The 18,394-nt window shown below is 62.9% G+C and carries 16 protein-coding genes and 2 pseudogenes; 10 read left to right on the top strand and 8 right to left on the bottom strand.

Features of this window, described 5'->3' with window-relative positions:
* Positions 1 to 31: 31 nt before the first annotated feature.
* A pseudogene (locus H9K75_RS18790) lies at positions 32 to 1,686 on the bottom strand (CTP synthase).
* 101 nt (positions 1,687 to 1,787) lie between these two features.
* On the opposite strand from H9K75_RS18790, the gene coaBC reads away from it, so the two are divergent.
* The 4 genes from coaBC to H9K75_RS25255 all read left to right on the top strand — a co-directional run bounded on the left by coaBC (position 1,788) and on the right by H9K75_RS25255 (position 4,655).
* The gene (gene coaBC / locus H9K75_RS18795; protein WP_187723768.1) at positions 1,788 to 3,008 is read left to right on the top strand and encodes a bifunctional phosphopantothenoylcysteine decarboxylase/phosphopantothenate--cysteine ligase CoaBC; all 1,221 of its coding nucleotides are present in this window, start codon (positions 1,788 to 1,790) and stop codon (positions 3,006 to 3,008) included.
* A gap of 258 nt (positions 3,009 to 3,266) precedes the next feature.
* Positions 3,267 to 3,518, top strand: coding sequence for a hypothetical protein (locus H9K75_RS18800; RefSeq protein ID WP_226858311.1), 252 nt, complete (start codon positions 3,267 to 3,269; stop codon positions 3,516 to 3,518).
* 6 nt (positions 3,519 to 3,524) lie between these two features.
* Complete coding sequence (gene dut / locus H9K75_RS18805) at positions 3,525 to 3,974, top strand: dUTP diphosphatase (RefSeq protein WP_187723770.1); 450 nt, start codon at positions 3,525 to 3,527, stop codon at positions 3,972 to 3,974.
* A gap of 135 nt (positions 3,975 to 4,109) precedes the next feature.
* On the top strand, positions 4,110 to 4,655 hold the full coding sequence (locus H9K75_RS25255) for a glycine zipper 2TM domain-containing protein (RefSeq protein WP_319016842.1): 546 nt from the start codon (positions 4,110 to 4,112) through the stop codon (positions 4,653 to 4,655).
* Between the two features lie 81 nt (positions 4,656 to 4,736).
* Here the strand turns inward: H9K75_RS25255 and H9K75_RS18815 are convergent, their stop codons facing one another.
* Entirely contained in the window at positions 4,737 to 5,261 is a 525-nt protein-coding gene (locus H9K75_RS18815) for an FKBP-type peptidyl-prolyl cis-trans isomerase (protein ID WP_187723771.1), read from the bottom strand.
* Positions 5,262 to 5,314: 53 nt separating this feature from the next.
* Here H9K75_RS18815 and H9K75_RS18820 point away from each other — a divergent pair, with 53 nt between their 5' ends.
* The 3 genes from H9K75_RS18820 (at position 5,315) to H9K75_RS18830 (ending at position 7,565) form a co-directional block, all read left to right on the top strand.
* Positions 5,315 to 6,448, top strand: a complete 1,134-nt coding sequence (locus H9K75_RS18820) for a JmjC domain-containing protein (RefSeq protein WP_187723772.1) — start codon at positions 5,315 to 5,317, stop codon at positions 6,446 to 6,448.
* Between the two features lie 35 nt (positions 6,449 to 6,483).
* The gene (locus tag H9K75_RS18825) at positions 6,484 to 7,017 is read left to right on the top strand and encodes a hypothetical protein (RefSeq protein ID WP_187723773.1); all 534 of its coding nucleotides are present in this window, start codon (positions 6,484 to 6,486) and stop codon (positions 7,015 to 7,017) included.
* Positions 7,018 to 7,226: 209 nt separating this feature from the next.
* Positions 7,227 to 7,565, top strand: a complete 339-nt coding sequence (locus tag H9K75_RS18830; protein WP_187723774.1) for a hypothetical protein — start codon at positions 7,227 to 7,229, stop codon at positions 7,563 to 7,565.
* A 179-nt stretch (positions 7,566 to 7,744) separates the two neighbouring features.
* Here H9K75_RS18830 and H9K75_RS18835 read toward each other — a convergent pair whose 3' ends face one another.
* The 6 genes and pseudogenes from H9K75_RS18835 to H9K75_RS18860 form a co-directional block, all read right to left on the bottom strand.
* Positions 7,745 to 8,527 carry an MBL fold metallo-hydrolase gene (locus H9K75_RS18835; RefSeq protein WP_187723775.1) on the bottom strand — a complete coding sequence of 261 codons (783 nt, stop codon included), beginning with the start codon at positions 8,525 to 8,527 and terminating at the stop codon, positions 7,745 to 7,747.
* A 6-nt stretch (positions 8,528 to 8,533) separates the two neighbouring features.
* The gene (gene bamC, locus H9K75_RS18840; RefSeq protein ID WP_187723776.1) at positions 8,534 to 9,628 is read right to left on the bottom strand and encodes an outer membrane protein assembly factor BamC; all 1,095 of its coding nucleotides are present in this window, start codon (positions 9,626 to 9,628) and stop codon (positions 8,534 to 8,536) included.
* Between the two features lie 73 nt (positions 9,629 to 9,701).
* Positions 9,702 to 10,601, bottom strand: a complete 900-nt coding sequence (dapA, locus tag H9K75_RS18845) for a 4-hydroxy-tetrahydrodipicolinate synthase (RefSeq protein ID WP_187723777.1) — start codon at positions 10,599 to 10,601, stop codon at positions 9,702 to 9,704.
* A gap of 35 nt (positions 10,602 to 10,636) precedes the next feature.
* Positions 10,637 to 11,221, bottom strand: a complete 585-nt coding sequence (locus H9K75_RS18850) for a class I SAM-dependent methyltransferase (RefSeq protein ID WP_187723778.1) — start codon at positions 11,219 to 11,221, stop codon at positions 10,637 to 10,639.
* A gap of 89 nt (positions 11,222 to 11,310) precedes the next feature.
* Positions 11,311 to 11,478, bottom strand: coding sequence for a hypothetical protein (locus tag H9K75_RS18855; RefSeq protein WP_187726180.1), 168 nt, complete (start codon positions 11,476 to 11,478; stop codon positions 11,311 to 11,313).
* Positions 11,479 to 11,498: 20 nt separating this feature from the next.
* Positions 11,499 to 12,715 (bottom strand): annotated as a pseudogene (locus H9K75_RS18860) (MFS transporter).
* Positions 12,716 to 12,823: 108 nt separating this feature from the next.
* Here H9K75_RS18860 and H9K75_RS18865 point away from each other — a divergent pair.
* From H9K75_RS18865 to parC, 3 genes are read left to right on the top strand one after another with little or no spacing between them, the layout of a single operon-like run.
* Positions 12,824 to 14,809, top strand: a complete 1,986-nt coding sequence (locus tag H9K75_RS18865; RefSeq protein ID WP_187723779.1) for a DNA topoisomerase IV subunit B — start codon at positions 12,824 to 12,826, stop codon at positions 14,807 to 14,809.
* 3 nt (positions 14,810 to 14,812) lie between these two features.
* Positions 14,813 to 15,784, top strand: a complete 972-nt coding sequence (locus H9K75_RS18870) for a lytic transglycosylase domain-containing protein (protein WP_404826362.1) — start codon at positions 14,813 to 14,815, stop codon at positions 15,782 to 15,784.
* On the top strand, positions 15,781 to 18,138 hold the full coding sequence (gene parC / locus H9K75_RS18875; protein WP_187723780.1) for a DNA topoisomerase IV subunit A: 2,358 nt from the start codon (positions 15,781 to 15,783) through the stop codon (positions 18,136 to 18,138). Before H9K75_RS18870 ends, parC begins: the two co-directional genes overlap by 4 nt.
* Positions 18,139 to 18,394: the final 256 nt, after the last annotated feature.

Genomic DNA, 18,394 nt, shown 5'->3' on the forward strand with positions numbered 1-18,394 from the left:
CTCTACTTGAAGATGTTGACGGCCTGGTCGCTTACTTGCGCGCGTCCTGGTGATGCACGATGGCTGCCTTCACGAAGGCATTGAACAGCGGGTGGCCGCTCCAGGGCGTGGACTTGAATTCCGGGTGAAACTGCACGCCGATGAACCACGGGTGCACCTTTTGCGGCAGCTCGACGATCTCGGTGAGTTGCTCGCGCTGCGTGAGCGCCGAGATCACCAGGCCCGCGTCGCGCAGCCTGTCCAGGTATTGCGTGTTGGCTTCGTAGCGATGGCGATGGCGTTCGGTCACCACATCGCCGTAGATGCTGTGCGCGAGCGTGCCGTGCTGCACGTCGGACGATTGCGCGCCCAGGCGCATGGTGCCGCCCAGGTCGGAGTTCTCATCGCGCTTCTTGATGGTGCCGTCCTCGTCCTTCCACTCGGTGATCAGGGCGATCACGGGGTGCCTGGCATGAGGATCGAACTCGGTGGAATTCGCGCCCTCGAGTCCCGCCACATGGCGCGCGTACTCGATGGTCGCCACCTGCATGCCCAGGCAGATGCCAAGGTACGGAACCTTGTTCTCGCGGGCATATTTGGCGGTCGCGATCTTGCCTTCCACGCCGCGCGAGCCGAAGCCGCCGGGCACCAGAATCGCGTCGTACTGGGCGAGCTTTTCGCTGGCATTGCGGTCGTCGATGGTTTCCGAATCGAGGTGCGTGATCTTCACCCGCACGTGGCTCTGCATGCCGGCGGCACGCAACGCCTCGTTCACCGACTTGTAGGCATCGGACAGCTCGACATACTTGCCGACCATCGCCACCTGCACCTCGCCTTGCGGGTGCTCGGTTTCGCGCACCAGATCATCCCAGCGCTTGAGGCTCGCGGGCGGCGTGTTCAGACGCAGCTTGTCGCAGATGAGGCCGTCGAGGCCCTGCTCGTGCAACATGCGCGGCACCTTGTAGATGGTGTCCACGTCCCACATCGAGATCACGCCCAGGCCTGAACATTGGTGAACAGCGAGATCTTCTCGCGCTCTTCTTCGGGCACGGCGTGCTTCGCGCGGCACAGCAGCGCGTCGGGCTGGATGCCGATCTCGCGCAGCTTCTGCACGGTGTGCTGGGTCGGCTTGGTCTTGAGTTCGCCGGCCGCTTCGATATAGGGCAGGTAGGTCAGATGCACGAAGGCCGAGTTGTTCGGGCCGAGCTTGAGCGAGAGCTGGCGAACGGCTTCGAGAAACGGCAGCGATTCGATATCGCCGACCGTGCCGCCGATTTCGCAGATCGCGACATCGACCGCATCGTCGGTACCGATACCGGCACCGCGCTTGACGTATTCCTGAATCTCGTTGGTGATGTGGGGGATGACCTGCACGGTCTTGCCCAGATAGTCGCCGCGGCGCTCCTTCTCCAGCACGGACTGGTAGATGCGTCCGGTGGTGAAGTTGTTCGACTGCTTCATGCGGGTTTCGATGAAGCGCTCGTAGTGTCCCAGATCGAGGTCGGTCTCGGCACCGTCGTCGGTCACAAAGACTTCGCCATGCTGAAACGGCGACATGGTGCCGGGGTCTACGTTGATGTAGGGATCCAGCTTGATCAGAGTGACTTTGAGGCCGCGCGATTCCAGAATCGCAGCAAGGGAGGCTGAGGCGATTCCCTTGCCCAGGGAAGACACCACACCGCCGGTGACGAAGACGAATTTAGTCATGTCTTTTATGGTGGTGGGAAATTCTGATTATACGGGTCGACCCGGGTGATGTTCAGGTCATCGATGGCTTGACCCTCGACTTCCTCTGCTAAATTCCGCCCATGACACAGCTTGCTGGAAAACACATCGTCCTTGGCCTCAGCGGTGGCGTGGCCTGTTACAAATCGGCCGAGTTGTGCCGCCTGCTCATCAAGGCTGGCGCCACGGTGCAGGTGGTGATGACGGACGACGCCGCGCGGTTCATCACGCCGGTCACCATGCAGGCGCTCAGCGGGCGCAGCGTGTATCTGTCGCAGTGGGATGCGCGCGAGCCCAACAACATGCCGCACATCAACCTGAGCCGCGAGGCCGACGCGATCCTGATTGCTCCGTGCAGCGCGAATTTCATCGCGCGGCTGGCGCAGGGGCGCTCGGACGAATTGCTGAGCCTGTTGTGTCTGGCCCGCCCGATGGAGACAGTGCCGCTGCTGCTCGCGCCGGCCATGAATCGGGAGATGTGGCTGCATCCCGCGACCCAGCGCAACATGGCGCAGGTGGTCAGTGATGGCGCCGTGATTCTGGGCGTGGGCAACGGCGAACAGGCCTGCGGCGAAACGGGCGACGGACGCATGCTGGAGCCCGAGCAAATTTTCGAAGACCTCACGGCACAACTCTCGCCCAGAAAGCTGATCGGCCATCGGGTGCTCGTGACCGCTGGCCCGACGTTCGAGGCCATCGATCCGGTGCGCGGCATCACCAATCTGTCGAGCGGCAAGATGGGCTTTGCGATTGCGCGTGCCGCCCGCGATGCCGGCGCGCAGGTCACGCTGATCGCCGGGCCGGTGCATCTGCCCACGCCGCGCGGTGTGCAGCGCGTCGATGTCCAGTCGGCCCAGCAGATGTTCGACGTGGCGACGGCGTTTTCCTCGGAAGCATCGATTTTCATCGCCACGGCGGCGGTGGCCGACTGGCGTGTGGCGCATGCAAGCGAGCAAAAGATCAAGAAGGACGGATCGGGAGCCGTGCCCGCGCTCTCGTTCGTCGAGAACCCGGACATTCTGGCGAGCATCGCCCATTCGCCGCGCGCCGAAGCCGGTGAACTGTTTTGTGTGGGCTTTGCCGCCGAAAGCGAGAATCTGCTCGAACACGCGAGCGCCAAACGCAAGCGCAAGGGCGTGCCGTTGCTGGTGGGCAATATCGGTCCGGCCACCTTTGGACAGGATGACAACGCACTGGTACTCGTCGATGCCGAGGGTCACCGCGAGCTGGCGCGCGCGTCAAAGCAGATACTGGCCGACGAGCTGATCGCCGAGATTGCGCGGCGCGTGCCGGTCAAGGGCTGAGATTCAACTGCAGGAGCTATTTTCCATGCGCGACCTTTTTGGTTCGGGATCGACCAGTCCGGCGGACACGCCTCGCGACGGAGATTTCGCGCGCTATGTGGAAGAGTTGGTCGAACGCCAGGCCAGAACGTTGGCCGGCGGTCAGCGGATGGCCCCCGTGCCTCCAGCGCCTGTCGTTGTAGTGCAAACGCCCATCGGCACGCCAGGCCGCCGACAAGAAAACCCCAGCCTCCCGCGCACAAGGCAGAGTTGAAATCCTTGGGCGACACGCAGGAAACCTGGGGCAGGAGCGGCTCGCCGCCCATGCCGGGTGGGCGGCGCCTACCGATTCCACCGTTCTGGATCTATGTGGCGGTGTTGGTGGCGATAGGCGCATTTTTCTTCGGCTGGCTCATGGCGATTCCGCCGCTCGTTACACTCGCGCTGCTGGGTTTTGCACTGCATCGCGTGCTCAAGCATTTTGGCGGGCTCGGAGGGCCCGGGCGCCCTCGGCCGCCCCAACGAAAGTAGTTTCAAGTGAAGATAGATGTGAAAATTCTCGATCCGCGCATGACGGATCAACTGCCCGCGTATGCGACGCCCGGCAGCGCGGGGCTGGATCTGCGGGCCTGCCTTGACGAGCCGCTCACGCTCGCGCCGAATGCCTGGCAGCTCGTGCCGACCGGCATTGCCATCCACCTGAAGGACCCGGCCTATGCGGCGCTGATCCTGCCGCGCTCGGGCCTTGGTCACAAGCATGGCATCGTGCTCGGCAACCTGGTGGGCCTCATCGACAGTGACTACCAGGGCCAGCTCATGGTCAGCGCATGGAATCGCAGTGACGTGGCATTCACCATGCAGCCCATGGAGCGTCTCGCGCAATTGGTCATCGTGCCCGTGATGCAGGCGCAGTTCAACGTGGTGTCCGAATTCAATGCCGCCACCGAGCGCGGCGAAGGTGGCTACGGATCGACCGGCAAACACTGAATGGTGTCTGCGCCGCCGTCCTGCACGGGCCCAATGCGATGTATCCGCGCGGTAAAGTCAATCGCCACCTACAAAAACCGGTTCCACGCGGCGCTATCCTGTGCCGCATGGAGCCCCATGGAAAGGATTGAACCAATGCGCAGCAAATTTTCGCGATTCGGCACCTGGGTGGCAGTTGCCACTACCGCCAGTCTGCTTTCGGCGTGTGTCTATCAGAGCCCATACGGGCCCGGGTACGGCTACGAACAACCCCCGCCTCAGCAGCAGCCCTATCCCCAGCAGCCCCGGCCCGGCTACAGCGGCTATGAGCAGCCCGCGCAGGGCGTGATGGAATACGGCGTGGTCACCACCATCGAAGGCATTCCGCGCAGTTACCAGCGCGGCAGCACCTCGGGCGTGGGTGCCATCATCGGCGCGGTCGTTGGCGGTGTGCTGGGCAACCAGATCGGTGGCGGCATGGGTCGTGCGGCCATGACGGCAGCAGGCGCGCTCGGCGGTGCGGCGGCCGGCAACGCGATCGAGGGCCGCACGGCTCCCGGCGGAGAAGTGGGCGGCGGCTACCGCATCTTCATCCAACTGGATCGCGGCGGTGGCCAGCGCGTCTACGACGTGCCCGATCCGGGCGACCTGCGACCCGGCGACCGGGTCCAGATGGTGAATGGGCAGATTTCGCGCTATTGATCGATCAGAGACGTTGCAAACAATAAAGTCCGGAGCGCTTTGATGCACTCCGGACGTTTCGTTTTATGGGAGTCGTCTGAGTCAGTGCACCGTATCGCCACCCGGCGCCAAGGGTTGAATGCGAAAGAAGCCGGTTCCTGCCGTTCCTCTGCCGATTTCCTCTTCCGTCGCTTCGCGAATGGCTTCGATCTTGATCTTGAGGCGCAGTGCAATTCCAGCGAGCGGGTGATTGCCGTCAAGCACCACATGGTCGGGATAGATTTGCGCGACGGTGTAGAGCGCGTCCTTGGGCATGTCGGGCGACAGGCCTTCGGGCAGCGCGTGTCCGTCAAAGCTCATGCCTTCCTCAAGCGTTTCCGGGAAAGCTTGACGGGGCTCCAAAAAGATCAATTTATCTTGATAGTCGCCAAAAGCCTCTTCGGGTTCGAGGTGTAATGAGATTTCGTCGCCGACCTTGTGACCCTGCAGCGCTTCATCGATGCGCTTGAGCAGATCTTCTCCGCCAACGAGAAACTCGACCGGCTCATCCAGCACGTCCAGCTCATCGCCGAGCGTGTCCTTGAGTACCCATGTGAGTGCGACAACACATTGTTGAGTGATTTCCATAGGAGAATTGTCGCAGTTCATTCGACGGTCGCCAACGCGGCCTCTTTCACGCCATGGATGTTCAGAAAAATTCAACGATGCTCGGCGGGCTGACGCCCGACGAGTTCATGCGCCGTTACTGGCACAAGAAGCCCTTGCTGGTGCGCCAGGCCATCCCCGGCTTCAAGGCGCCCATACAACGCGCCGAACTGTTCGAGCTGGCCGCGCAGGAGGGCGTCGAGTCGCGCCTGATCCAGCAAAAGAAAAGCGGCTGGACGCTCGGTCACGGTCCGTTCGCCAACAACCATCTTCCTGCAATCAAGACCCGCGAGTGGACGCTTCTGGTGCAGGGCGTGGATCTGCACCATGCCGCCGCGCGCGCGTTGCTCGACGAATTCCGGTTCGTACCCGAGGCGCGGCTCGACGACCTGATGATCAGTTGGGCAAGCGATGGCGGCGGCGTCGGCCCGCATTTCGACAGCTATGACGTGTTCCTGCTTCAGGCGCACGGCAGGCGTCGCTGGCGCATTGGCCGTCAGCGTGATCCGTCGCTGGTCGAGGGCATGCCGGTGAAGATTCTCGCCAACTTCGAGCCCGAAGAAGAATACCTGCTCGAGCCCGGCGACATGCTGTATCTGCCGCCGCGCTGGGCGCATGACGGAGTGGCCGAGGGCGAGTGCATGACGTATTCCATCGGCTTTCGCTCGCCGCAGCGTGACGAGCTTGCGCGCGAAGCCTTGCTGCGCATTGCGGATGCGCTGGGCGAATCGGAAGATTCGCCGATCTACCGCGATCCCAAACAGGTCGCGGTGCAGGCGCCGGGGCTGGTTCCCGAGCAGTTGCAGGAATTCGCGCGCGACGGCGTGATGCGCGCACTCGCGCAGTCCGGCATTGTCGAACGGGCGCTGGGCGAGACGCTGACCGAGCCAAAGGGCAATGTCTGGTTCGATCCGCCCGCCGAGGAGGTGGATCTGCAGCAGACCGGCATTGAACTCGACCGGCGCACGCGCATGATGTATGACGCGGCCCACGTCTACATCAATGGCGAGAGTTATCGCGCGTCCGGCAAGGACGCGACGCTGATGCGCAGGCTCGCCGATCAGCGGGGACTGACGGTGCGGCAGCTGGCGGGGGCAAGCGAGGCCGCCATTTCGCTGCTCGAGTCGTGGTTCGACGACGGCTGGCTGCGCGAGGCGTCGGTCATCTGACGCGGCCTGCGATATCCGATATCCTTGACACCACCATGACCGAGCCAGCCAACCCCGCCGCCGCCCCTTCCAAGGCACCCGTCGGTCGCTTCGACGGGCGTGTGCAGTTCGAGGACTGGTTGCGCGAAGCGCTGCGCGCCGCCGCCGATGAAGGTTGGCGCGAACTCATCCTCTGTGATGGCGACTTTCGTGATTGGCCGCTAGGAGATCGCGAGATATTGGAAATACTCAATCAATGGGCCGCCGGTTCGCGCGTTGGTGGGGCGCGGCGTTGCGTGTTGATGTCGGCGAATTTCGAGCAACTGCGTGTGTGTTTTCCGCGATTCGTCCAGTGGCGCACGCGCTGGGAGCATCTGCTGGATTGCCGCCAGATCAACGCTCGCAATGCGGCCGACGTTCCTAGCGTGCTGTGGTCCGCACGCTGGACCTTGCAGCGCGTGGACACCGAGCGTAGCCGTGGGGTTGCCAGCGCCGAGGCCCAGTTCTGCACGGAATGGCGCGAAAAACTGGGCGAATGGATTAACACGCGCACCCGCCCTGGATTCCCCTCGACCATTTTGGGGTTGTGACAGAAAAGTCACAGCCGCGCCAAGGCTGACCGTTCAGCTTGGTGAAACCAGCTATTGACTAAAATTAATCTTATAATACGCGGCTGTATTTCAATACTCCGGAGTGCAAACCTTGGATGGAGTGCTCTGGTCGGCCTAGCGTACCGCTTGCCAAAAGATGGACGTAATGGCTTTTTAATTTGAATTGTCTGTCCAAATAGGAAACTGAAATGAAGAATTCCGTCGTTCTGGCCGCTTTGTTTGCTGCTGTTGCCCTGTCCGCTTGCGGCAAGAAGGAAGAAGCTCCGGCACCTTCCACCGTTGTGGTTCCTGTTCCTGCACCTTCGCCCGCAGCCGATGCTGCTGCCGACGCTGCCAGCGCAGCCGCAAACGCTGCCAATGCGGCTGCAACCGCCGCTACCGGTGCTGCTAGCGCTGCCGTTGGTGCCGCTTCGTCGGCCGCTTCTACCGCTGCTGATGCTGCCAACACCGCAGCCAACAGCGCTGCTGACGCTGCCAAGTCTGCCGCTGACGCCGCAGCCGCTGCCGCAGCATCTGCTACCAAGTAATTCGCATTCACATTCGTTCGGGCCCGTGATATTGGCCTGAATGAGTTTGAAGCCTCAAGCCCCATGCCGAAAGCCTGGGGCTTTTGTCATTGGGTGTGGCATATGGGGATGTGCGCTTGTCAGCGCCTGGATTTATACGCCGGAATACCTTGTGGATATTGAATCCGGAAATGGGTTATTTATCCGGCGATCTCGACCCAGTCCGAGCCCGTTCGTTGCAGGGCGACCTCAATATCGGAGTGATTGCGGCCAATGGCCGCCGATAGCGTTTGCTGCGCGATGTCCGGGCGGTTGTTTTCCGCGCTCAGGTGCGCGGCCACTATGCGCGTCAAGCCGTCGTGGCTGACGGCGCGAAGCAGTTCAGCGGTCTGCGCATTGGCCAGATGGCCGTGATCACTGCCGATGCGTCGTTTCAGGAACGCGGGATAGCGGCCATTTCTGAGCATTTCCGTATCGTGATTGGCCTCGATGAGCAGCGCCGCGCAATCCCGTAGATAGGGGATGACTTCTGCACTCGGGTGACCGAGGTCCGTGAGCAGCGCAATATGGTGACTGCCGTCCGTGCACCGCAGATGCAGCGGCTGGGCGGCGTCGTGAGGAACCGAAAAAGGCAGGGCCTGGAATGCCCCGAGGTCGATGGGTACGTTGTGATCGGCGAAACGCAGCAGGCCGTGAAGATCGGGTGAACCGATGGCGCGATACGTTCCTTCGCTCATCCACACCGGAATGCGATGTCGCAGCGCGAGCGCGCTGACGCAGCCGACGTGGTCGGAATGCTCGTGCGTGATGAAGATGGCGCTGAGCTGTTGGTAGGCAAGTCCGGCAGCGCCCAGACGCTCTGCCGTGACGCGGATTCCCAATCCGCAGTCCATCAGCAGACGACTGACCGCATGTCCGCAACGCCCTTCGATGATGGTGGAATTGCCTGAGCTGCCACTGCCCAGGCTTTTAAAGCGCAGCAAACAAAATTACTTCATGTCGTCGGCCAGCACGCGCAGGATGCGTTCCGCGTTGGTCGAGTTTTCCGGAGCGCCGTTTGCATTCAGCACGGAGACGATGCTGCGTTCGCCCTGGCTGCGGACGGTGACGCGGTACTTGAGCGGCGGCACGGCGTCCGGCGCGCCCTTGAACAGCTTGCTGAAGAAGCCTTGCTCCTTCTTGTTCGCATCGGGTGCCACGTAACGCACGTAGTACACGCCTTCGGCGCGGTTGCGGTCTTCGACGGTGAAGCCGGTGCGGTCAAGCGACAGGCCCACACGACGCCAGGCGCGGTCGAAACCTTCGTCCATCTGGATCGCGGGAACGCCATTGACGCTGGCGACCTTGGCCGTGGCGGCCAGAGGTGTGGCCTGGGCGCTCGCGGCGGCAGCCTTGGACTGCTCCTCGCTCACGCCGAGCTTGACCATCATGCGGCGCAGGAATTCGGCTTCCAGTTCGGGATCGACCGGGCGGGGCTGCCACATCGTGGCGTCCTTCTGCGTGGTGCTGTAGACCTCGACCATGCCGCGATGGCTGACGAAGATGTTGCTGCCGCCCGAGGGATTGCGTTCGATGCGGGTGCGGAACCTGTCACGCTCGCCGGTCGAATACAGGCCGTCGAAGAGCTTGCCGATGCTCGAGCGGATGATGTCCTGTGGAATCTTGGCGCGGTTTTCGGCCCAGTCGGTTTCCAGGATGCCGAGTTCGGAATTGTCCGTGGTGAACACGAAACCGCTTTCCAGCCAGAAATCGCGCACCGGGTCCCAGAGCGTTTCGGCGGAGCGATTCACCACCAGCCAGCGCTGGTTGCCGTCGCGCTCGATGCGTACATCGCCGATGGTGGAGGGCGCCGTGTTGGGGCCGCTGGGTTTGGCCTTCTGACCTGCCTCGAAGGCCACGGCGGACGCCGCACCACCGGGAACGGTGTAGCGTGTGTCGGCCGAGAGCTGGGTCAGATCGGGCGGCACTTCCAGCGTCGGGCCCTTGCGGGCGCTCTTGTAGTCAATCTTGTCGCTCTCCAGAACGGAGCAGGCTGACAAGGTCAGTGCCAGGCCGAGCAGGCCGAGTCGAGTCGTAGCGTTCACGCGAAATTCCTCATTGAATTGGAAGTGCCGTTGGCAAGCTGAGCTGAACCGAGCGGGATGGATCGGAAGCTCTTCAATGCAGCAAACCCGCCGAGCGTAACGCAGCTTCGACGACAGCTTCGTTGCCTTGGCTCATCGTCGTCATGGGCAGACGCAGGGTTCCGCCGCAAAGGCCCATGCGCTGCATGGCCCACTTCACGGGGATCGGGTTGGCTTCGACAAACAGATTCTTGTGCACCGGCATCAGCTTGAACTGGATTTCCATCGCCTTGCGCGCATCTCCGGCCAACGCGGCCTTGCACAGATCGGCCATCAGGCGCGGGGCCACGTTGGCCGTCACGCTGATGTTGCCCTGACCACCGCAGAGCATCAGCGCCACCGCGCTCGGATCATCGCCGGAATACACGGCAAAACCCTTGGGCACGTCGCGGATCAGCCATTGCGCGCGTTCGATGTTGCCGGTGGCTTCCTTGATGCCGATGATGCCCGGCACCTGCGCCAGGCGCAGCACGGTCTCGTGGTGCATGTCGGCAACCGAACGACCGGGCACGTTGTACAAATACATGGGCAGATCGCCGACGGTTTCGGCAATCGTCCTGAAATGCTGGTACTGGCCTTCCTGCCCGGGCTTGTTGTAGTAGGGCACGACCTGAAGCTGGCTGTCTGCGCCCACGCTCTTGGCGAACCTCGCGAGTTCGATGGCCTCCCGCGTGGAATTCGCACCGCAGCCCGCCATCACCGGAACGCGGCCAGCGGCCTGCTCGACGGCCACGCGGATGATCTCGCAGTGTTCCTCGACATCCACGGTGGGCGACTCGCCGGTGGTGCCGACCACGCCCAGGCAGGCCGTACCTTCGGCGATGTGCCAGTCGATCAGTTTGCGCAGCGTGGGGTAGTCCACGCTGCCGTCTTCGAGCATGGGGGTGACCAGAGCGACGATGCTGCCGGTGAGTGGAGCGCTGGGAGAATTCATGTCCGTATCGTAAAACGGGGAAAGAAGCATTCTAACTAGACCGGGCCGCCAAGGCGGGCTCGGAATAACTCTGTTGCCGTTGAAGGCTCGCGTCGGGCGACGATGCGTTGAACGAATCGGTCAGGCTCGTCGAGAAATCCGTCTTCGTAAGCCAGAACGCGTAAACCTTTGCAAAGCTTGAGCAGTTCACCCGCCTGGAGCAGGAATTCCGCACGCGCCGGTCTTCCTACAGACTCGTTGCCGATGGCAAAAGTTTCATGCATCAGCACCCCACCGGGTGCCAGGCTGCCAAGAATGGCCGGGAAAATCGGTCGCCAGAGGTAGTTGGTGACCACCACCGCATCGAATTCGCGGCCATCGAGCGGCCAGGAGTCGGCCTCGATGTCCGCTTCGACCACCTCGCCGAACCGCGCGGCAGATGCCAGCGCCTCGGCAGACCGGTCGATGCCGGTCACGGCATTGCCGCGCTCGGCAAACCACTGCATGTGCCGTCCCGAACCGCAGGCCACGTCGAGCACGCGGGCCGACGCTGGCACGAGATGCGACCAGCGCTGAATCCATTCCGACGCTCGATGGAGCGGGGCGTGAGGTGCGGTGTCGCTGGCGGCGGGGTTTTGCATCAGGGAAAGAGCCTGCCCTTGCGGCAGCGCGATTGCGGGAAAGAGCGCGATTATTCCTCAACGCTCAGGCAACGCAATGCATGACCGCATCAAAAGCAGGCCCACAGTTGGTCGGCCATCGTGATCACGAATTGCGGATCGGCGTAGAGCGCGAACACGCCGAGCAGCACGGCGGCGGCGGCAACGCCCAGCAAGACCTTCACGCCGACGCGGCTGGCCGGAGACTTCGCTGTGCGGCGCTGGTTGGTGATCTCCATGATGGCTGTTTCTTTCCCGTTCACGCGGGTTGGGGCGCGCCGCGTGTAATCGCATTTTCGCGCACTGGCAGATTCACCAATCCCGCGAACACGCCAAGGGCAATTGCCAGATACCAGACCACGTCGTAACTGCCGGTGCGGTCATAGAGGTAGCCGCCCAGCCAGACGCCGAGGAAACTGCCGATCTGGTGGCTGAAGAACACGAAGCCGCTGAGCATGGACATGTGCTGCACACCGAAGATCTGCGCGACGATGGCGTTGGTCGGCGGCACGGTCGAGAGCCACAGCGCGCCCATCACTGCCGAGAAGATATAGACCGACATCGGCGAGAGCGGCACCAGCAGGAAGATCGTGATCACGACGGCGCGCGCGAAATAGATGAACGCCAGGATGTGCCGCTTGGCAAGACGCTGCCCAGCGTGCCGGCGATATACGTGCCGAACACGTTGAACAGGCCGATCAACGCGAGCGCGTAGCTTGCCACTTGCGGGGACAGGCCGTGGTCCTTCAGATAGCTCGGCATGTGCACGCCGATGAACACCACCTGGAAACCGCAGACGAAATAGCCGGCGGTGAGCAGCAGAAAGCTCGGGTAGCGAACCGCCTCCCTGAACGCTGCGGCCGCGCTTTGCGTGCGCTGGATCTTGGTCGATCCGTGAAAACCGGGCTCGCGCAGACCAAAGGCGAGCGGCACGATCAGCAGCACCGCAACCGCCAGCACCAGCAGCGCCGACTGCCATCCCAGTTGCAAAATCAACTGGCCCTCGATAGGCACCATCAGGAACTGCCCGAACGATCCCGCCGCCGCGGCGACGCCCATCGCCCAGGAACGCTTCTCGGGCGCAATCTGGCGACCCAGAATGCCGTAGATCACCGCATAGGTCGTGCCTGCCTGCGCCGCGCCGATGAGCACGCCCGTGGTGAGCACAAACCATCCCGGGGTCGGCGACAGGGCCATTCCCGCGAGACCGAGGCCATAGAGAATCGAGCCGCAGATCAGCACCTTGAACGCGCCGAAGCGGTCGGCGGCAATGCCTCCTACAATGCCGAACACGCCCCAGGCGAGATTCTGGATGGCCAGGGCGAATGCGAACGTCTCCCGTGTCCAGCCCATCTCCTGCGTCACGGGCTGCAGCCACATGCCGAAACCATGGCGAATCCCCATCGACAGCGTGACGATGGCTGCGCCACAGGCCAGCACCTGTGTCATTGACAATTTTTTTATTTCGTTTTGCATTGATGGAATGTAGCTAAATCCCGCACGGCTTGCTCGGTGTGGATTTGCCGCGTTGGCGCATGATCGCCCTTTCGCCTGTTTTTTTATCCAGTATTACAATGCGCCGCCATGGCAACCAAACCATCATCCAATTCGGCTAGTGAATACTCTGAAGGCTCGATTCGCGTCCTCAAGGGACTGGAGCCGGTCAAGCAACGTCCGGGCATGTACACCCGCACGGACAACCCATTGCACATTCTTCAGGAAGTGCTGGACAACGCCGCCGACGAGGCGCTCGCCGGTTTCGGCAAGAAAATCAAGGTCACGCTGCACGCCGACGGCTCGGTGAGCGTGGAAGACGACGGTCGCGGCATTCCCTTTGGCATGCACCCGGAGGAAGGTGCGCCGGTCGTCGAACTGGTGTTCACGCGGCTGCACGCGGGCGGCAAGTTCGACAAGGGCAGTGGCGGCGCGTACAGCTTCTCGGGCGGCCTGCACGGCGTCGGCGTTTCGGTGACGAACGCGCTGTCCAGGCGGCTTGAGGTCACCACGCACCGCGAAGGCAAGGTGGCGCGGCTGGTGTTCTCGGGCGGCGACGTGATCGAGCCGCTGGTTGCGCGCGCGTTGCAGGCCGGTGAACGCAAGCAGGGCACGACGGTGCAGGTCTGGCCCGACGCATCGTATTTCGAGTCGGCAGCGCTGCCGATGAACGAACTCACGCATCTGCTGCGCAGCAAGGCGGTGCTGATGCCCGGCGTCACCGTCACGCTCGTCAACGAAAAGACCCGCGACACGCAGACCTGGCAATACAAGGGCGGCCTGCGCGACTATCTCGCGCAGACGCTCAGCGCCGATCCGGTGATTCCGCTGATCGAGGGCGAAGGCTACGCCGACCGCCACAACGAGAGCTTCTCCGAGGGCGAGGGCGCTGCCTGGTGCCTCGCCTTCACCGAAGAAGGCCACCCGGTGCGCGAGAGCTATGTGAACCTGATTCCGACCACCGCTGGTGGCACGCACGAAAGCGGCTTGCGCGACGGGCTGTTTCAGGCGGTCAAGAGCTTCATCGAATTCCATTCGCTGTTGCCCAAGGGTGTGAAGCTCATGCCCGAGGACGTGTTTGCGCGCGCCAGCTACGTGCTGTCGGCCAAGGTGCTCGATCCGCAGTTTCAGGGCCAGATCAAGGAGCGCCTGAACTCGCGCGATGCCGTGCGTCTGGTTTCGAGCTTCGTGCGCCCCTCGCTCGAACTCTGGCTCAACGAACATGTGGCCATGGGCCGAAAGCTCGCCGAGCTTGCGATCAAGGCCGCTCAGACCCGCCAACGTGCCGGTCAGCGCGTCGAGAAGAGAAAGGGCTCTGGCGTTGCCGTGCTGCCCGGCAAGCTCACCGATTGCGAGAGCCGCGACCTCACCCACAACGAAGTGTTTCTGGTCGAGGGCGACTCCGCAGGCGGCAGCGCCAAGATGGGACGTGACAAGGAAAACCAAGCCATTTTGCCGCTGCGCGGCAAGGTGCTGAACACCTGGGAGGTCGAGCGCGACCGGTTGTTTGCCAATACCGAGGTGCACGACATCTCCGTGGCCATCGGCGTCGATCCGCATGGCCCGAACGACACGCCCGACCTGAGCGGTTTGCGCTACGGCAAGATCTGCATTCTCTCGGACGCCGACGTGGACGGCTCGCACATTCAGGTGCTGCTGCTCACGCTGTTCTTTCGCCATTTCCCGAAGCTCGTCGATGCGGGGCATGTCTGCGTGGCGCGTCCGCCGCTGTTCCGTGTGGATATTCCGGCGCGCGGCAAGAAGCCTGCGGCCAAGGTCTATGCGCTCGATACGGCGGAGCTCGAGAGCATTCTCGATAAATGCGCCAAGGACGGCGTGCCGCGCGAGAAGTGCCAGATCAGCCGCTTCAAGGGGCTCGGTGAGATGAACGCCGAACAGCTTTGGGAAACCACGCTCAACCCCGATACCCGGCGTCTGCTTCCGGTGCGTGTCGGCGGAGCCTACGATTTCGGTTCCACCGAAGACCTGATGACCAAGCTCATGGGCAAGGGCGAGGCTGCGGCGCGGCGCGAACTCATGGAAGTGCACGGCGACGATGTCGAGGTGGACATCTAGATCATGTTCTTCGCACCGCAAAGTCCTTTCAGGCAGAACAAGGCCGCCGCTTCCCACTGGCGCGCGCCGATCATGGCGGCGTTGCTGTGCCTTGCGGCCATGCAGTCGGCGCGTGCCGATCTGTGGGCCTATGTCGATTCGCGCGGCGTCACGCATTTCGCGGCCGAGCAGATCGACGCCAACTACACGTTGTTCTTTCGCGGCGACCAGTTCGATTCGACGCGGGACGCGTCCACCGAAACAAGCAGCGGCGCGGCAAGCGACGAGGTCATTGCGCGCGTCGGCTCTGAGGGGGCTGGCGCGCGCAAGCTCGCCTTCATCGACATTTCCCCGGGCTACAAGCGCGTTCGCACGCACATTCGCGGCGTATCTCAGACCTCGGGCATCGAATACGAGTTGCTCAAGGCCGTGATAGCGACAGAGTCCGGCTTTGATTCACTGGCCGTTTCGCCGCGTGGCGCGGTCGGTCTGATGCAACTGATGCCGGCCACGGCGAGCCGCTTCGGCGTGGCTGGCGACAAAAAGCGCAGCGTGACGCAGAAGCTTGAGGATCCGCTCACCAACATGAATGCCGGTGCCAGCTATCTGCGTTATCTGCTCAAGATGTTCGATGGCCGCAAGGATCTGGCGCTGGCCGCCTACAACGCGGGCGAGGGCGCGGTGCAGCGGGCTGGCAACAAGATTCCCGCATACCGCGAAACCCAGAACTATGTAAAGAGCGTGCTGGGGCTCTACGCCATGCTCAAGCCGCCGGAGCCGCTGCGCTCGCACCGTGAATTCAAGGCGCAGCAAGGCGTTGCCGGGCGCATCCGCATGGAGATTCCTGCGGGCGCTGCCGAGGGTGGGATAGCCCCATCTCCTTCGTCTTCTTCTTCCCCCACCACTTTCTCATCACCTCTTGGCGCTGCCGGTTCGAACGCAATGGTTCGCACTGCCGCGCGCGCGCCCTTGCAAGACTTGTCTGCGAACGAATGAGCGATCAATCCACTCTTGAATTTTCTACCGAGCCGCCCGATGGTGGCGAGAGCCTGAATCTGGCGCAGTACGCGCAGCAGGCGTATCTGGAATACGCCCTCTCCGTCGTGAAGGGCCGCGCGCTGCCCGATGTGAGCGACGGCCTGAAGCCCGTGCAGCGCCGCATTCTCTTTTCGATGGATCGCATGGGCCTCGGCTTCAGCGGCCCGACGCGCAACGTGCCCGCCAAGCCGGTCAAGAGCGCGCGCGTGGTCGGTGATGTGCTCGGCAAATACCACCCGCACGGCGACCAGTCGGCCTATGACGCGCTGGTGCGGCTGTCGCAGGATTTCAGCCAGCGCTACCCGCTGATCGATGGTCAGGGCAATTTCGGCAGCCGCGACGGCGACGGTGCCGCGGCCATGCGTTATACGGAAGCGCGCCTTGCCAGGATCACCACGCTGCTGCTCGATGAAATCGACATGGGCACGGTCGATTTCATGCCCAACTACGACGGCTCGTTCGAAGAGCCACGACAGTTGCCCGCGCGGCTTCCTTTCTCGCTGCTCAATGGCGCGAGCGGTATTGCCGTGGGCATGGCGACGGAAGTGCCGAGCCACAATCTGCGCGAAGTGGCGGACGCCTGTGTCGCGCTCCTGAAGTCGGCCAGGCTCAGCGACGAGGAACTGTACGCACTGATTCCCGGGCCCGACTACCCGGGCGGCGGCCAGATCATCAGCAGCGCCGCAGACATTCAGGACGCCTACCGCACCGGACGCGGCAGCCTCAAGGTGCGCGCGCGCTGGAAGATCGAGGAACTCGCGCGCGGACAGTGGCAGCTCATCGTCAACGAACTGCCGCCGGGCGTCAGCACGCAGAAGGTGCTCGAGGAAATCGAGGAACTCACCAATCCGAAGGTGAAGACCGGCAAGAAGGCGCTCACGCAGGACCAGAACCAGCTCAAGGCCAGCATGCTCGCGCTGCTGGACGGCGTGCGCGACGAGTCCAGCAAAGACGCGCCGGTGCGCATCGTCATCGAGCCCAAAACCGGCAAGGTGCCGCAGCAGGAACTCATCACCACGCTGCTCGCGCATACCAGCCTCGAATCCTCGTCGCCGATCAATTTGACCCTGATCGGCCTGGATGGCAGGCCGGTGCAGAAGTCGCTGCGCCAGATGCTGGAGGAATGGATCAGCTTCCGCCAGACGACGATTGCGCGCCGCTCGCAGCACCGCCTGGACAAGGTGCTTGACCGCATCCACATCCTCGAAGGACGGCAGCTCGTGCTGCTGAACATCGACGAGGTGATCGCCATCATCCGCGCGGCCGAAGACCCCAAGGCCGCATTGATCGCGCGCTTCAATCTGAGCGACCGCCAAGCCGAGGACATTCTCGAAATCCGGCTGCGCCAACTCGCGCGCCTGGAGGCCATCAAGATCGAGCAGGACCTCAAGGACCTGCGTGAAGAGAAAGGCAGGCTCGAGGAAATTCTGGGCAACCCGAATGCGCTGCGCCGCCTGATGATCAAGGAGATCGAGGCCGACGCCAAGCAGTTTGCCGACGAACGCCGCACGCTGATTCAGGCAGAGAAGAAGGCCGTGGCCGAAGTGAAGGTGGTGGACGAACCGGTCACGGTCGTCATCTCCGAAAAAGGCTGGGTGCGCGGGCGCACCGGGCATGGACACGAGGCGGGCAGCTTCGGCTTCAAGTCCGGCGACGCGCTCTATGGCACGTTTGAATGCCGCACCGTCGATACGCTGATCGTGTTTGGCTCCAATGGCCGTGTGTACTCGGTGGCAGTGGCGCAACTGCCCGGCGCGCGCGGCGACGGACAGCCGATCACCACGCTCATCGATCTCGAAAGCGGCACGCAGCCCGTGCACTACTTTGCCGGACCGAACCATGCGGCGCTGCTGATTGCGGGCTCGGGCGGATATGGCTTCATCACCACGGTCGAGCACATGACGGCGCGCAATCGCGGCGGCAAATCCTTCGTCTCGCTGGCAGACAAGGAAACGCTGTGCCGACCCTCGCATGCCGCGTTCAACAGCGGCAGCACGCCGCTGGTTGCGGCCACGCACGTGTGCTGCACCTCGGTGACCGGACGCATTCTCACGTTCGAAATCGCCGAACTCAAGATGATGGAAAAAGGCGGTCGTGGCCTGATGCTCATCGATCTGGACGACAAGGACAGCCTCGCGGGCGCGGCGGCCTACACCCGCAGCGTGCGCTTTACCGGCATCGGACGGGGCGGCAAGGAGCGCGAGGAGACGCTGGAAATCCGCTCGCTCAACAACGCCCGTGCAGCCCGTGGCCGCAAGGGCAAGGCCGGAGATTTCGGTTTCAAGATTGCGGACGTGATGCGCGTCGAATAGCAGCCTTCTTCGCTGACGAAAAGTGCGTGAACCAGTTGCTGGTCACGCACTTTTTTTTGTTTCACGATGACCTGATCACAAGACCGTGATGGTGTTTATGCACTACGTTCATATCGAGGATAAACATGTGCGGGATGCAGGCGAACTGGTGGCCAATCGGCGGCTGGCGATTCCAGGTGGGCGCCGCATGGAGGAAGCGGCGATATGCCCCGCCCGCGAGCTTCCATGTATTGCCTCGCCGCCCCGTTGGTGCGGC

This window comes from Diaphorobacter aerolatus, assembly GCF_014489535.1.
Classification (GTDB): domain Bacteria; phylum Pseudomonadota; class Gammaproteobacteria; order Burkholderiales; family Burkholderiaceae_C; genus Diaphorobacter_A; species Diaphorobacter_A aerolatus.